Origin of the sequence: Flavobacterium sp. GSP27, assembly GCF_003970395.1 — a bacterium.
Lineage (GTDB): Bacteria > Bacteroidota > Bacteroidia > Flavobacteriales > Flavobacteriaceae > Flavobacterium.
Genome location: NZ_RYDP01000012.1, coordinates 1 through 15,454 on the forward strand (window position 1 = coordinate 1; position 15,454 = coordinate 15,454).

Genomic DNA, 15,454 nt, shown 5'->3' on the forward strand with positions numbered 1-15,454 from the left:
AAAGGAGCAAAAAACTATAGTTTTCTACTCCTTTTTATTAACAATTAATTTTTAAAAAGACTTTTTCAGTGCCCTCTTATTTCAGCGCCGTTTTTCTTTTTAATAACCAGAAAAAAAAATGTTTAACACCGTTGGGGATAAATCATCGGCATTCGTTAACCATAGCTTAAACTCCTTTCGAATCCCAGCTTGTTAAAATTGATTTCATTTGTAGCAACTACTACAGCATGAAAACAACACTACTGCTATTATCCGATACGGAATTACAAACAAGATTGCAGCACCAGGATCAGCTTGCCTTTGGCATCTTATTTGACCGTTATTGGAAAAGATTGTATACCTATGCTTTTAAAATCTACAAAGAGGAAGCCATTTGCGAAGATATTGTTCAGGAAATATTTATTAGTCTCTGGGAAAAATCAGCCAATACATTTATTGAAAATTTAGAAGGTTATTTACTCCGAGCCGTCAAATACAAAGTTGCCAATCACATTCGGGATTTAAAATTTGATTCCGGGCATCTTGAAATACTTCAAAACATCCCGAATCCTTCCGGAACCGACAAGCATTTAGTATACCAAGAATTTGAATCCGAAATTTTTAAGCAAATAAAGAAACTCCCTCCCAGAAGCCAAGAAGTCATAATCCTGAGCCGATTGGAACATTACACCAATATTGAAATTGCCCAAAAATTAAACATTTCAGTCCGCACCGTAGAAAAGCACATCAGTGATGGATTGAAATTGCTTAAAATGAAGATTGACCCCTGCCAATTCTCGATTTTTATTACGGGAATGTTGCTGCAATGTTAATCCACGCCCACTTCTGTTACCAAATCTTTAAGACTGAATTTCCCACTACGTAAAAACAATACCAGCGGGTACTTATAGTAAAAAGACCCGTTTTGCAAAAAGAAGACTTCCTCACATTAGCCCAAAAATATGTTCAAAATAAATGCACGCTATCCGAAAAAGAGGCTGTAGAAACCTTCTTCTTTAAACAAACAGAGAAAGAACAAAACATCATAATCTTTTCTTTAACCCAAGAGAAAAGAAATGCAATCCTGCATAAAATAAATACTACCATTAACAAGCCCAAAGGAAAGCTGCAAAAACGCTATTCGAATATAGGCAAAATAGCTGCCATTGCACTTCTTTTTATCGGAATTTCTTTCGTAATAACCCAATCTACCAGTACAAATCGCATCACACAATCCGCTACCAAAGGGGAAATAAAAACACTCTTTTTGCCTGATGGCAGTCAGCTGGTTTTAAATGGCAACAGCAGCGTTACTTACGCAACCAATTTCAAAAACAACCGAAAACTAGACCTTAAAGGAGAAGCTTATTTCAAAGTAGTTCGCAATCCAAAAAGTCCTTTTACAGTAGAAACCCCTCAATTCAAAATCAAAGTTTTAGGAACTTCTTTTACCATTAGCGCGTATGAAAATTACCCCAATACCATCCGTGTGCTATCCGGAAAAGTAACCGTGAATTCTAAAGAAAATCCCAATCACAACGTATTGCTAACTAAAAATCAACAACTGCGTTTTCATACATCACAGCTTCCACTGCTCACAAACAATACCCGGGAAGATTTCTTGGCTTGGACTAAAAATATTATAGTACTCGAAAATACAAGCCTTGGCGAAACAGCCGCAATTTTGAAAAATAAATTTAATGTGACCATTCTTTTTGAGCATCCGGAATTAGAGGAACTTCGGATTACCGGAAAATTTAAAAACGAAAATATCACTACTATCCTCAACAGTATTGCCGAGGTAAAACAATTAGAAATTCACGTTCAAAACCAAAACACCATTTTTATACGAGAAAAACCAAAGAAGTAAATGCTGGAATTCGCTATTAAAACCAATACTTAAGTGGCATTCGAATTGAGATCCCATTAAAACAAAATAAATATTTAAAACCTATTAAAATGAATTTGAAAATCCAATTTCTTTTTTCCCTAAAATTAAAAAAATACCTGTACCTGTTCAGTTTCCTCTTCATATTTTCTGCAATGGCTGCAATGCCTTATACAACTATAACTACCGAGGAGAAAAATTTCTCTATCGACATCAAAGAAATCCAAATCAGGGAAGTCTTTGATATCTTAGAAAAAAAGACTCCTTACACCTTTGTTTTTGACGAAGCAATCGCCTCTTCAAAACAACGTTTGACTTTAGTGGTAAACAAGGAAAGCATACATACTATTTTAAATAAAATTACCGCCCAAACTGGCTTTCAATTTCGCCGCATCAACAATACCATTTCTGTAACCAAATCTCCTTCAATCCAGCAGCTCACCCGCGGCACAGTAAATGATTCTCAAGGCTTGCCTTTACCTGGAGCAAGCGTTTTAGAAAAAGGAACTACAAACAGCACCACAACTGATTTTGACGGAAAATTTAGTCTGACCACCTCCACGGCTAATGCGATTTTAGTAGTTTCCTATATGGGTTTTGATAACAAAGAAGTATCCGCAAATAATTCTGCGCCACTGGTAATCCGCTTAACAGCGAACACTAATGCGCTGAACGAGGTTGTGGTAACTGCTTTAGGAATTAAAAGACAGGAAAAACAATTGGGTTTTTCGCAACAAACTATCAATGCCGATAATCTGGCACAAACCGCTCCAAATAACTGGTCTTCAGGCCTAAAAGGAAAAGTGGCCGGTTTAAATATCGTTTCCTCAGGATCCGGGCCTCTAAATTCCCAACAAATTACCTTAAGAGGAAATAATTCGTTGAATCCCAATGGGAATAATGCCTTAATTATTGTAGATGGTGTTCCCCTAAACAGTAAAATAACCAGCTCAGGATCTGACAGTGCGTATATGGGCCGCGATTCTCCAGTTGATTTTGGTAACGGTATTTCAGACCTTAACCTTGATGATATCGAAAACGTAACAGTCTTAAAAGGACCCGGAGCCACTGCACTTTATGGAAGTCGTGCCGCAAATGGTGCGTTAATTATCACTACCAAATCCGGTAAAAAGAACAAAGGCCTTGGGATTAGCTATAATACAGGAGTCACTTTTGACGTCATTCAACGTTGGCCAGATTACCAATATGAATATGGTCAGGGTACCGGAAAATCATTTGATCGAAATGGAAATCCGTATTATTCCTATTTAAGTTCTGCCGATGGAAACAATACGGGTTCCACCAGTAGCGCCTGGGGACCAAAATTTGACGGACAATCCTATTTTCAATACGATCCCGTAACGCAGACTCAAGGAACCGAAAGAACACCTTGGATTCCCTACAAGAATAATATTAAAGATTTCTGGCGTACCGGAATTACTATAAACAACAACCTCACGCTTCAAGGCGGGGACAAAAATGGTTCCATGAGAATGTCTATTGGTCATTCTAAAAATGAATGGATCATGCCTAATACCGGATTTGAAAGAATAACAGCCTCTGTGAATGCGGATTATAAAATATCGGATAAAATTAAAATTGCTTCGGTGATCAATTACAACAACAGAGACAGTGACAATTTACCGAGTACCGGTTACAATAATGGCTCTATCGCCTACTTTACGATTTTCCAAAATCCAAATGTAGATCTCGATTGGTACCGCCCTATTTGGAGACAAGGTCAAAACCAAATCCAACAGCTGCAACCCTTCAGTAGTTATATTGATAATCCCTATTTAATTGCCAATGAAGCTACAAATTCCTTAGCGAGTAACCAAATCGTGGGAAATCTGAACGCCACAATCCAGTTGGCTCCCAATTTAGATCTTTTATTGAGAACTGCTTTAAACACCTACCATCAGGATCGGGAGCAAAAAAGGCCCTACAGTATCAATCGGTATGCTAAAGGATTTTTTAGAACACAGGATGTATTTATGCAGGAAGTAAATTCTGATTTTTTATTGACTTACAAGAATAAGCTGTCAAACGATTTTTCCTTTTCTGCGTCAGCAGGTGGAAATGCGATGAGCTATAAATACCAAAGAATGGATGCTGCTGTCGAAGGCTTAGTAGTTCCTGATGTTTATAAATTGGCAAATGGGATCAGCAATCCAATCATAAGTGTAAATGACAGTTATAAAAAAGTCAATAGCTTGTACGGACTGTTCTCCCTTTCTTTTAAAGATCAGATTTTCTTAGATGTTACGGGCAGAAACGACTGGTCCAGTACTTTACCAGTACAAAACAATTCTTTCTTTTACCCTTCTGTAAATACCAGTTTTATTCTTTCTGAAATATTCAACTTACCCAAATCACTGGAATATTTTAAATACCGATTGTCTCTTGCCCAAGTGGGTAATGATACTGATCCGTATAGAACCAGTAAATACTACGATCAATCTGCCTTTGCAAGTTCAGCAGTAGCGCCATCAACCTTGTATAATGCCAATTTTAAACCGGAAATCACCACCAGTATCGAAACCGGTTTTGAAGGGCGATTATTCAAAAACAGAATCAATTTTGACGCGACGGTCTATCAGACAACAACTAAAAACCAAATTATTTCTGTTCCCTTAGACATCACAACGGGATTCAGTTCCGGCATCATGAATTCTGGCGAAGTTCGAAATCGAGGAGTTGAACTCACCCTAACCGGAAAAATTGTCAATATGGATAAATTTAAGTGGTCAACCACTTTAACTTGGTCTAAAAACTGGAATCGCGTCATGGAACTTGCCGATGGTATTCAGGGACAACAAACTATTGGTTCAGGAGGTTCAGCCACATTGATTGCCAAAGAGGGTGGGACAACAACCGCAATATACGGCTACGGTTTTGTACGATCTCCTGACGGTCAGATTGTATATGACAATGCGGGTTTACCGGCCTATCCGGATGAAATTCAATACATAGGCGATGCCACTCCGGATTGGAGAGCCGGATTATACAACAGTTTTAAATTTGGAAACATAGGTTTAAATGTCATGTTGGGTGGTCAACTTGGCGGTATCATCTATTCCCAAACCCATCATAAACTATCTGAAATGGGTAAAATCAGATCTACCATAAAAGGACGCGAAGAAGGAGTGATTGTAGGCGAAGGAGTAGTATTAAATTCCGATGGTACGTATTCTCAAAACACTACTGAGGCACTGACTCCGGACTGGTACGCCAGGTATTACCGCAGAGCCAATGTCGAGTCCAACTCTTTTGAAGCTTCTTATGTAAAATTGAGAGAAGTAAGTCTGCAATACAGTTTCTCTCCAATATGGCTTAAGAATACCGGCATTACAAGTTTAGATGTATCGGTTTTTGGTCGAGACTTAGCGGTTCTTTCTGACTTTCCTATTTTCGATCCGGAAACGGCAGCCTTAAATGGAGATACTATTTTACCCGGTATCGAAATGGGTCAAATGCCCACTCCTGCTACCTATGGTTTTAATTTAAAAGTGAATTTCTAAACTATTATTTAAAGATGAAAAAGATACAAATTTTTACTGCAACTTTAGTTCTAATACTGCTAAACTTTGCTTGCACGGGCGATTTTAGCGAGCTCAATGAAGACCCTAACCGGATTGCCCAGATAAGTCCGGGAACATTAATTAATCCTATTATTTATGGTCTGGCTACACACAACGCGACTAGAAGTGCGGGTGTCACGTTCGATTTGATGCAGGTATCGCTCCCCTTTCCCAGCGTTTCCGGAGGGCTTCACCGTTATGATTTAAGTCAGGAAATAGGGTATTCGTCCTGGGCTAATTACTACAAATGGCTCAATAATATCAAGGAAATGAAAACTGCGGCGATACGGGCAGAAGATCGCAATTATGAAGCCATTGCACTGACTCTAAATGCTTGGGTGTATGCCAATCTTACGGATATTTTTGGACCGGTTCCCATGACCGAAGCTGTAAACGGTGAGGAAGGCAACCTTTATCCCGCATTTGATTCTCAGGAATTAATTTACACCACTATTTTAGCCGATTTAGAACGAGCAAATGCCCTTTATAATTCCGCTACACCTATGATTTATGCCAGTGACATCCTCTTTCAAAACAATGTCACGAAATGGAGAAAATTCACTAATTCCCTTCAAATGCGTTTGTTGTTGAGAATATCCAACCGTACCGAAACCAATTCTTTTCAAAAGTTGGCAACGATGATTCAAAATCCAACACAATACCCTGTTTTTGAAAACACATCCGAATCTGCCATCCTGAAAGTAACTGGGGTAACCCCTAATGTTTCTCCTTGGGGAAGACCGCAGGATTTTAGTTTAAACGTAAAAATAGCCTCTTTTTTTATAGACAATCTAAACACCATGGCCGATCCCCGAAGACCTGTTATTGCTGGTGTTGCAAGAGACTTGAACAATGTTTCCATAGGCTACAAAGGAATTCCCAGTGCCTATGCAGGAGCTGAATCTCAGTTTGCTTACAATGCTTCTACGTTTAATGCAACTCAGATAACCAATCCCATGAATATTTTCTTGATGACGTATGCCGAAGTAGCCTTTATAAAAGCCGAAATGGCGCAAAGAGGATTCACCACGGATGCCGAAACGCATTATAAAAAAGGAGTTCAGGCCGCCATGGAGCAATTGGGAGCCACAATACCCAGTACTTATTTTAATAATTCATTAGCAGCTTATGATGGTACTTTAGAAAAAATCATGCTTCAAAAATATTATGCCCTTTATTTTATCGATTACCAACAGTGGTTTGAATACCGCAGAACTGGATTCCCAATTCTTCCAAAAACGACTGCCATGGAAAATAATGGAATTATGCCTTCCCGTTTTTATTATCCAACGAGCATTCAAATCAACAACCAGCAAAATTACCTCAAAGCAGTTGAAATGTTGGGTACAGATGATATTAACACTAAAGTTTGGTGGGACAAATAAAATCTTAATTTAAAATAAATAAACAATGAAAAAATCAACATTCTCCATTTGTGCCTTGCTGTTTTCAATAGGAATTATGGCACAAACCAACGTTCAAGGTTGTGTTTTTGAAGACCACAATCAGAACGGCAAAAAAGAACGAAATGAAAAAGGAATTGCTAATGTTTCCGTAACCAATGGTCTGGAAGTGGTCCTTACCGATGAAAAAGGTAAATACATCCTGCCTATTAGCGACGATGCAATTATAGCCGTAATTAAACCCACCAATTATAAAGTAGGCGTGGATGAAAATAATCTGCCTCAGTTTTTTTACAATCACAAACCCAATGGCTCTCCTCAATTAAAATTCAAAGGAGTAGACCCCACGGGAAAATTGCCTAAATCAATCGATTTTGGTTTGGTTCCCCAACAGGAAAATCAAGAGTTCACAGCTCTTATTTTTGGTGATCCGCAACCTTATACCCAGGCTGAAGTTGACTTTTTTGCCAAAGGGATTGTAGCCGAAGTAGAAGGAATTAAAAATGTTCCTTTCGGATTGAGCCTAGGAGATCTAGTAGGAAATGACCTTGCTCTTTTTAATCCTTACATTAAAGCGGTACAAAAAGCGGGGATTCCGTGGTACAATTTATTGGGAAATCACGATCTTAATTTTGATGCCACCACAGATGAAATGGCCGATGAAACCTACGAAGCCCATTTTGGCCCAGCAAATTATGCCTTCAATTATGGTAAAGTCCATTTTATCGTCATGGATAATGTGCTCTATCCTGATCCCCGAAATCAAAAAGGATATTGGGGCGGTTTTACACCAAAACAGTTGCAGTTTATAGCCAATGATTTGAAATTGGTTTCAAAAGAACATTTAATAGTGCTGGCTTTTCATATTCCAATAAGTGAGCCTACCGATGAAGATACTTTCAGAGATGCAGATCGGGATCAGTTATTCGAGCTTTTAAAAGATTTCCCAAACACACTTTCTCTTTCTGCCCATACCCACATTCAACGCCAGGATTACTTTGACAAAACCGATGGCTGGTTACAGGAAAAACCACACCATCATTACAATGTTGGAACCACTTCCGGAGATTGGTATTCCGGAAAACTGAATTCTGAAGGCGTTCCGGTTTCGACCATGCGTGATGGAACACCAAAAGGATATGCCTTTATTAATTTTAAAGGAAATAAATACAGTCTGGATTATAAAGTGGCGGGCAAACCTAAAACCTATCAAATGGAAGTTTTTGCACCCAAAGTAGTGGAAAAAGGCCGTCCTACCCGATCCGGAATTTATGTGAATTTCTTTATGGGAAGTAAAAACGACAGCCTCGAATACCGTGTAGACCAAGGCGAATGGAAAGCAATGGACTATGTAAAGGAAATAGATCCTTCGTATGCCACTGAGGTTTATGAATGGGATCTAACCGAAGAATTAATTCCTGGTAGACGCTCGTCTAATCCTATAGAAAGCAAACATCTTTGGAAAGGAAAAATTCCTACGAATCTGGAAATAGGCGTACATACGATCGAGATTAAAGCCACAGATCAATTTGGAAAAACCTACACTGAAACAACTTCCTACCGCTTGGAGAATCAAAAATAAGTTTGTTTGTTTTTTATTTTTTAAAAGGCTCGCTAAAGATTTTAATCCAAGCGAGCTTTTTTTTATTCAAAATAAATAGGAGTACGCTGCACCCATATAACAGTACGGCACATTCCTTTTTCTGGATTTCAAACTAAAATCAACTTTTTTCTTTCAAAACAGTCTGAAATCATAGTCCTATACCAACGTATCACCATCCTTTCCGATATTGGAATGAAGTAAGTGAAGCTAGTTTATCGTTTTTCTTTAGCAACCGAGAAATTACACCAATTGAACCAAAAAATACCAAAACAACAACGTGATAAAAGATAGTGGTATTCCAAAACCAATCATCATACTGCTCAATCGAGGTTTTAAACCGTGCGTAGAAGCTAAAATACAAGCTGTAATCATTGGGGCCATAGCCGACTCTAAAATAGCAACTTGAATAATTTTAGAATGCTGCTGCAAAATCAACACATACAACACATAAATAAGAGCCGGGGTCAAAATTAATTTATACAAAAGGCCCAGTCCTAAAAACTTCCAGTGCTGGCTTTTCCGTTCAAAACGCAATTGCAAACCAACCGATAGCAAAGCCAAAGGAGTTACTGCACTTCCCATTTTTTGAAATAAAACTTGGATGTACTCATGGAAATCCACATTACAAACATTCATCAAACAGGCTACTAAAAAAGTTATAAAAGGTGGAAAAAACAGAATCTTCTTGGCAATTTGAACACCATTTGGACTTCCGGTAGAGTATACTGTTGCCACCAGAATCCCTAAGGTCGAAAGCACTACAAAAGAACCGGGCTGATCTACTAAAATAGCCGTTTTCAAACCTTCTTCACCGTATAATGCTTCAATTATTGGAAAACCTAAAAAAGATGTGTTCCCTAAACCAGCCGTGATAATTAAACACCCAGTGAGTTTCTTAGACCAGCCAAATTTGTTTCCTAAAAAACTAAAAAACAAATAGGAAACTACAAATCCAATCCAGGCTACCCCAATAGGGAATAACAATTCAGGACTCCAGTCTATTTTTGGAATATAATACAAGGCCAGAGCCGGAAGGCAAATATAAATAACAAGCTTATTTAACAGCTTGTAAACACTAATAACAGGGAATGCTTTTATATTTTGCAGCACAATACCGAGGAATAAAAAAACAAAAATCAAGATAAAATTATTCATAATGGTGCAAAGATATTGACAAATCCTTTATAAACTCAATTCAAAAAATAAAATTATTGATTTAGCTGTGCATCAAAAGCCTGATCACGATCAATTTGATATTTTATGCAAATCACCATTCATTCACCATCCTTTTTTATTAATTTTACTTTTAAAAAAAGCTGCTTTGTCAAATAAAAAACTACTTCATTCTGCCCTTAACGAAAAACCTGGGGTTTCTTCTCCTGAAGCTATCAGTGCTGCAGCGGTGGAACATATCCAGCAATTTAGAAAAATACAGCCTTCATCTAACGAACTCTTTAGCGGTATATTAGCGGGAAATATCACAGCTTTGAGTCGTGCCATTACGTTAGTAGAAAGTACAAACACCAACCATTTAGCGAAAGCCAATGAAGTCATAAATGCTTGTTTGCCTCACGCCAATAAATCCGTCAGAATAGGAATAACAGGGGTTCCCGGAGTAGGAAAAAGCACTTTTATTGAAGCCTTTGGTTTGCACTTGACCAGTTTAGGAAAGAAAGTAGCTGTTTTGGCAGTAGATCCGAGCAGTACCATTTCGCACGGAAGTATTTTAGGTGATAAAACCCGAATGGAGGAATTGGTTAAAGACAAAAATGCATACATCAGACCATCTGCTTCTGGGGAAACCCTAGGTGGAGTAGCCCGAAAAACCAGGGAAACCATCACGCTTTGTGAAGCCTGCGGTTTTGACACTATATTGATCGAAACGGTGGGTGTTGGTCAAAGTGAAACCGCAGTACACAGCATGGTAGATTTCTTTTTGTTGTTAAAAATTACCGGGGCTGGTGATGATTTACAAGGAATAAAACGCGGTATTATGGAAATGGCTGATGCTATCGTAATTAATAAAGCCGATGGAGACAATATCCGAAAAGCTCAATTAGCCAAACTGGAATTCAAGAGAGCTCTACATCTTTTTCCGGCTAAAAAATCAGGCTGGATCCCTACCACTTCTACCTGTAGCTCCATAAGTCACGAAGGAATCGCGGAAGTTTGGGAAACCATTCATAAATTTCTGGAACTTACTAAAGTCAATAATTATTTCTTTGAAAAACGGAAAGAACAAAACCAATATTGGATGTTAGAAACCATCAACGAACAATTAAAAACTAATTTTTACAATAATCCGGAAATTCAAGCATCAATGAATGCAACTAAAAAAGCGGTGCAAAATGATGAAATTTCACCCTTTGCAGCCGCTCAAAAATTATTAGAAACCTATTTTAAAAAATAGATTTACTCCTCGTAAAGTTTGATTTCTCTATCGTAAAACTCATTGGCAAGAACAATTAATCCTTCCATTTCTGCATTTAGTTCGCCTTCATCCAGATCTTCGGCTTCTTCGATAAATTCGACTTCATCATCTTTCAGATTGATAATAAATCGGGGATAATCCAAATGAATGATAAAAATATCTTCAGGAAAATCGGTGTTGTCGCCCAGTAAAAATTTTGGTAATTCCATGAATTTAATAGTTAAGTATTTATTGTTTTATTTATTCTCGCTTTGCATTACCAACTTTCTTGTCAATCTCGCAAAGCGAATATACAAAAATAAAGCGGCTGCCGTCAATCCTGCCAAAAGCCCGATCCAAATTCCAACTGCTTTTAGATTGGTATAGTTTCCCAGATAGTAGGAAATTGGAAAACCAATAACCCAATAGGACACAAAGGTAATATACATGGGGATTTTCACATCTTGCAAGCCACGTAAAGCACCAAGAACAACAACTTGAATTCCATCTGAAATTTGAAAAACAGCGGCTACTAACAGTAATTTTGATGTGATAGTGATAATTTCAGAATTATCAATCATTTGAGCCGAATCAGACATATTCAAAAATAAATGTGGCAGGTATTGATGAAACGCCACAAAAATAATGGCAAAAAATGTTTCTAAAATTATAGCCAGTAAAAAGATAGAACGGGCTACAACAATCAATTCTTTGTAATCATTCATTCCCTTGGTATGACTCACGCGGATCATGGCGGCAACACTCAATCCCATAGCGACCATAAATGTTGATGATGACAGGATGAGGGCTATTTGATTGGCGGCCTGACTGTTTTTTCCAATCGAACCTGAAAGCCAAATAGCAGCGGTAAACAATGCTACTTCAAACAGCATTTGCATGGCTGAAGGCAACCCAAGATTGATGATTTTTTTTAACACTGATTTTCGTATTTCCTTGAAACTGAAATTTTTGAAATATCGTTTTAATGCTGCATTTCTTTTTATTAAATAATGCATAAAAACGACCATCATAATTCTTGAAATGACAGTTCCTAAAGCCGCCCCAAGAATACCTAATTTAGGAAAAATCCAAATGCCATAAATAAGAACATAGTTAAAAAAAATATGCACCACATTAGCCATAAGTATGGCATACATAGAATATTTAGTTTTTGCTAAACCATCCGCAAATTGTTTGTATCCTTGGTATATTATTACCGGAATCAAAGAAAAAGCAACCCAGTCAATGTACGGAGCAGCCATGTCAGCCACTTCTTTGGGTTGGTGCATCAAGTACATAATTTGTTTGGACAAAACGGTCAGAATAAATAAAGCGACTCCAAGAACTGTACATAAAAGCAATCCATGGTGAAAAATAGAACGGATTTTATCCTCCTCTTTTTCCGCATCAGCTTCTGCAACTAAAGGAGTAATTGCTGTTGAAAATCCTATTCCTATCGATAACGCAATAAAGATGAAACTGTTTCCCAGTGATACCGCCGCCAGCTCCGTAGACCCTAATTTTCCTACCATGAAATTGTCAACAATCCCTATTAAGGTATGTCCCAACATTCCTAAAATTATGGGATACGCTAATCTTATATTATAAGAAAACTCTTTGAAGTATTGGGAGAAATTCACTTTTTGCTTTTTTGATGGCAAATATAATTAGAAGCTTTCAATTGCATCACTACTATTTGATATATATCACTACTTTTTTAGTGAAACAGGCTGCAAGTTATAAATTCTATAACAAAACGAAATAATTGTATAACTTTTTCAGCATTGGTACTGTTACTTTTGATATGTTGTTTTGGGGGCAGTTTAACCTACAAAACAGAATATAAATTTAAAAAATACAATTATGAAAATCACAGAAAAAATGAAAATCGCATTTGCATGTACCATCGTAATGATGTTTGCAAATAATGTACAAGCTCAAGAAACAACCAAAGTAGAGCACTATGATCAAGGATTCCGTTTAGGAGTTGGTGTAAATGGTGGATATTCCGTAAATGATCCATACAAATTAACTTTAGGAGCCGATGCCAGATTACAATATGATTTATCAAAACGATATTCTGTAACCGTAACAACTGGTTTCAACAACTTATTTGTAAGTAAAGCTAACGGATCTGATCTAGGGTTTATTCCGGCAAAAGCAGGTTTTAAAGCTTTTATATGGGACGATCAATTTTATGTAATGGGAGAAGCCGGTGCTGCTTTTGCAGTGACTAACGGTTATAATGAAACCTCATTAATCGTAGCGCCAAGTATTGGTTACGCTACAAAATACATTGATATCTCTTTGCGATATGAGCACTATTCTGATTTTCCTAGAGTGAATAACAATGGAACTCTAGGAGAAGGTGTAGGACAAGTTGGCGTTCGTGTGGCTTATGGTTTCAAACTATAATGTTATTTTGCATTCGGTTAAAAACTGCAAACTTCCCGAATCAGGCTACACTTAACGATGTATCCATGCCTTGCAAACAAATCAAAACCCGAACCTGTTGTGCGCATGCATCACATCCTGCAACTCGCTCCATTTTGCCAATCACTTTAAAATCATTGGGATTTATAGATTTCATAACAAATAATTTATCTTTGCAACTCAAATGTAACAAACTATAAGGATTAATCCTGATGAATATCAGGAGCATATTCCAGCTATTCGTTGCAATCTTTTATTATTTTAAAGGAAAATAATAAAAGGATTTCCACTATTATCTGGGCTAGGCGGTTGTTTTCAAAACACATACAATGGAAAAATTCACACTCGAATTACTGTTTCAAATTATCGGCATTGGTTCCGCATCAGGACTTGTTTACAAAGACAATTCGCTACTGATTATTGGCGACAACAGCGGCTTTCTTTACGAATATCACATCGATTCCAAGGATTTAAAACGCTATCCGCTACTGGAAAATCCTACAGAGAACACGCCAAAAAAAGACAAAGCTGATTTTGAAGCCATAACCCATTTTGAAGACAGCGTGTATGTTTTTGGCTCCGGTTCCACCGAAAAAAGAAACAAAATAATTCAAATCAACTCCAGCCATAAAAGAGTAACTGCCACAAATGATATCACTAATTTATATGCAGCGCTGCAAAGTTTCGGGGAAATAAAAGCCGAAGATTTCAACATTGAAGGTGCCATCTACAATGGCAAAAGTTGGTTTTTAGTGAATCGTGGCAACGGAAGCGCCAATAAGAATGTCCTTTTTACCATCGAAGGAAAAAACCTCACTACTGATTTCGCTATTCTTTCAAACAACTACAAACTCCCAAAAATACAAGGAGTACGAAGTAGTTTTACCGATGCCGTTTTAGTCGACAACAGCATTTATTTTTTGGCCACAGCCGAAGATACCAAATCTACTTATGAGGATGGCGAAATTTTAGGAAGTCTTATTGGAAGCATCAACCTGACAACCATGAAAATCGATTTCACACAAAAAATTAGCAGCACCCATAAATTCGAGGGGTTGACTTTATACGCCAATTCAAAAGAAAAAATAGAATTCCTGCTCTGTGAAGACAAAGATACCGAGGTTTTAGAAACCGAAATTTACAAACTGACATTGGACAAAAAATAAAGTCCATTTGATTAAAAAATGTTCGTTCCTGTCAAAATAACAGAACGTTAAATTTAGATTAAATAGAAAATCAAAATAGATTTCAAATGTAAAACGGACTACTTTTACAGTAAACTTAGCCTTTTATTGGCCTAAAATAATTCTCCAAATGACAGATTTAAAAAATAAAAATGCCCTGATCACCGGCGCAGGAAAAGGAATTGGTAAAGCAATCGCTTTGGCCCTAGCCAAAGAAGGTGTTAATGTAATTTTGATTGCCAGAACACAGGATGAAATAGACAGCGTAGCGGCAAAAGTGCGTTCGTTGCGCGTAAAAGCACTTGCAATAACTGCTGATGTTGCTGATATCAACTCGGTAAACGCTGCCGTTGAGCAAGCATTGGCTGAATTTGGAACCATTGATATTCTAATCAACAATGCCGGTATAGCCGCTTTTGGAAAATTTTTAGAATTAGAACCTACGGATTGGGAACGCATCATTCAGGTAAACTTAATGGGAACCTATTATGTAACTCGCGCCGTTTTACCCAATATGATCGAAAGACAAACCGGGGACATCATCAACATTTCTTCCACAGCCGGATTAAGTGGCAATGCATTGACAAGCGCTTACAGTGCCTCAAAATTTGCCGTTTTAGGATTAACGGAATCGTTGATGCAGGAAGTGCGTAAACACAATATTCGTGTAACGGCCTTAACCCCAAGTACGGTTGCCACGGAAATGGCCAAAGATTTAAAACTGACCGACGGGAATCCGGAAAAAGTCATGCAAGCAGAAGATATGGCAGAGTTAATCATCGCACAACTCAAACTTAACCGACGCGTTTTCATTAAAAACAGCAGTATCTGGTCTACAAATCCTTAAAAGTAGTCGGAAGTCATAAGTCTTAAAGTCGAATGACCAATATCTAGTAAAAAAAAAGCATTAAGGGATTAAGAAAATTAAGCGTTTAACTTAATGAACTTAATCCCTTAATGGTTTTTAATCTTT

General features: G+C 37.5%; 13 protein-coding genes. 9 read left to right on the top strand and 4 right to left on the bottom strand.

Features of this window, described 5'->3' with window-relative positions; translation table 11 throughout:
* The first annotated feature begins 227 nt into the window (after positions 1 to 227).
* From EKM05_RS10955 to EKM05_RS10975, 5 genes are all read left to right on the top strand, one after another.
* On the top strand, positions 228 to 812 hold the full coding sequence (locus EKM05_RS10955) for an RNA polymerase sigma factor (RefSeq protein ID WP_126461145.1): 585 nt from the start codon (positions 228 to 230) through the stop codon (positions 810 to 812).
* A gap of 92 nt (positions 813 to 904) precedes the next feature.
* Positions 905 to 1,849, top strand: a complete 945-nt coding sequence (locus EKM05_RS10960) for a FecR family protein (protein WP_126555210.1) — start codon at positions 905 to 907, stop codon at positions 1,847 to 1,849.
* Between the two features lie 89 nt (positions 1,850 to 1,938).
* On the top strand, positions 1,939 to 5,388 hold the full coding sequence (locus tag EKM05_RS10965) for a SusC/RagA family TonB-linked outer membrane protein (protein WP_126555213.1): 3,450 nt from the start codon (positions 1,939 to 1,941) through the stop codon (positions 5,386 to 5,388).
* A gap of 14 nt (positions 5,389 to 5,402) precedes the next feature.
* A complete protein-coding gene (locus EKM05_RS10970) occupies positions 5,403 to 6,833 on the top strand; it encodes a SusD/RagB family nutrient-binding outer membrane lipoprotein (RefSeq protein WP_126555216.1) in 1,431 nt (476 codons plus the stop codon).
* A gap of 25 nt (positions 6,834 to 6,858) precedes the next feature.
* Positions 6,859 to 8,433, top strand: coding sequence for a calcineurin-like phosphoesterase family protein (locus EKM05_RS10975; RefSeq protein WP_126555219.1), 1,575 nt, complete (start codon positions 6,859 to 6,861; stop codon positions 8,431 to 8,433).
* Between the two features lie 261 nt (positions 8,434 to 8,694).
* Here EKM05_RS10975 and EKM05_RS10980 read toward each other — a convergent pair whose 3' ends face one another.
* On the bottom strand, positions 8,695 to 9,609 hold the full coding sequence (locus EKM05_RS10980) for an AEC family transporter (RefSeq protein WP_126453692.1): 915 nt from the start codon (positions 9,607 to 9,609) through the stop codon (positions 8,695 to 8,697).
* Positions 9,610 to 9,775: 166 nt separating this feature from the next.
* Between EKM05_RS10980 and meaB the strand changes: the two genes are divergently transcribed.
* Positions 9,776 to 10,864: a methylmalonyl Co-A mutase-associated GTPase MeaB gene (meaB, locus tag EKM05_RS10985; protein ID WP_126555221.1), complete on the top strand. Its 1,089-nt coding sequence runs from the start codon at positions 9,776 to 9,778 to the stop codon at positions 10,862 to 10,864.
* Between the two features lie 2 nt (positions 10,865 to 10,866).
* On the opposite strand, the gene EKM05_RS10990 is transcribed toward meaB, so the two are convergent.
* Positions 10,867 to 11,094, bottom strand: a complete 228-nt coding sequence (locus tag EKM05_RS10990; protein ID WP_126453696.1) for a hypothetical protein — start codon at positions 11,092 to 11,094, stop codon at positions 10,867 to 10,869.
* Between the two features lie 27 nt (positions 11,095 to 11,121).
* Positions 11,122 to 12,504, bottom strand: coding sequence for an MATE family efflux transporter (locus EKM05_RS10995; protein ID WP_126555224.1), 1,383 nt, complete (start codon positions 12,502 to 12,504; stop codon positions 11,122 to 11,124).
* A 223-nt stretch (positions 12,505 to 12,727) separates the two neighbouring features.
* Here EKM05_RS10995 and EKM05_RS11000 point away from each other — a divergent pair, with 223 nt between their 5' ends.
* Positions 12,728 to 13,279: a hypothetical protein gene (locus EKM05_RS11000; RefSeq protein WP_126555227.1), complete on the top strand. Its 552-nt coding sequence runs from the start codon at positions 12,728 to 12,730 to the stop codon at positions 13,277 to 13,279.
* Between the two features lie 40 nt (positions 13,280 to 13,319).
* Here EKM05_RS11000 and EKM05_RS14780 read toward each other — a convergent pair whose 3' ends face one another.
* Complete coding sequence (locus EKM05_RS14780) at positions 13,320 to 13,454, bottom strand: hypothetical protein (protein ID WP_255416375.1); 135 nt, start codon at positions 13,452 to 13,454, stop codon at positions 13,320 to 13,322.
* 172 nt (positions 13,455 to 13,626) lie between these two features.
* Between EKM05_RS14780 and EKM05_RS11005 the strand changes: the two genes are divergently transcribed.
* Together EKM05_RS11005 and EKM05_RS11010 are read left to right on the top strand one after the other, a co-directional pair.
* Positions 13,627 to 14,463 (top strand): hypothetical protein, encoded by an 837-nt coding sequence (locus tag EKM05_RS11005; RefSeq protein ID WP_126555229.1) that lies wholly within the window; start codon positions 13,627 to 13,629, stop codon positions 14,461 to 14,463.
* Between the two features lie 148 nt (positions 14,464 to 14,611).
* Complete coding sequence (locus tag EKM05_RS11010; RefSeq protein ID WP_126461175.1) at positions 14,612 to 15,328, top strand: 3-ketoacyl-ACP reductase; 717 nt, start codon at positions 14,612 to 14,614, stop codon at positions 15,326 to 15,328.
* Positions 15,329 to 15,454 lie beyond the last annotated feature (126 nt).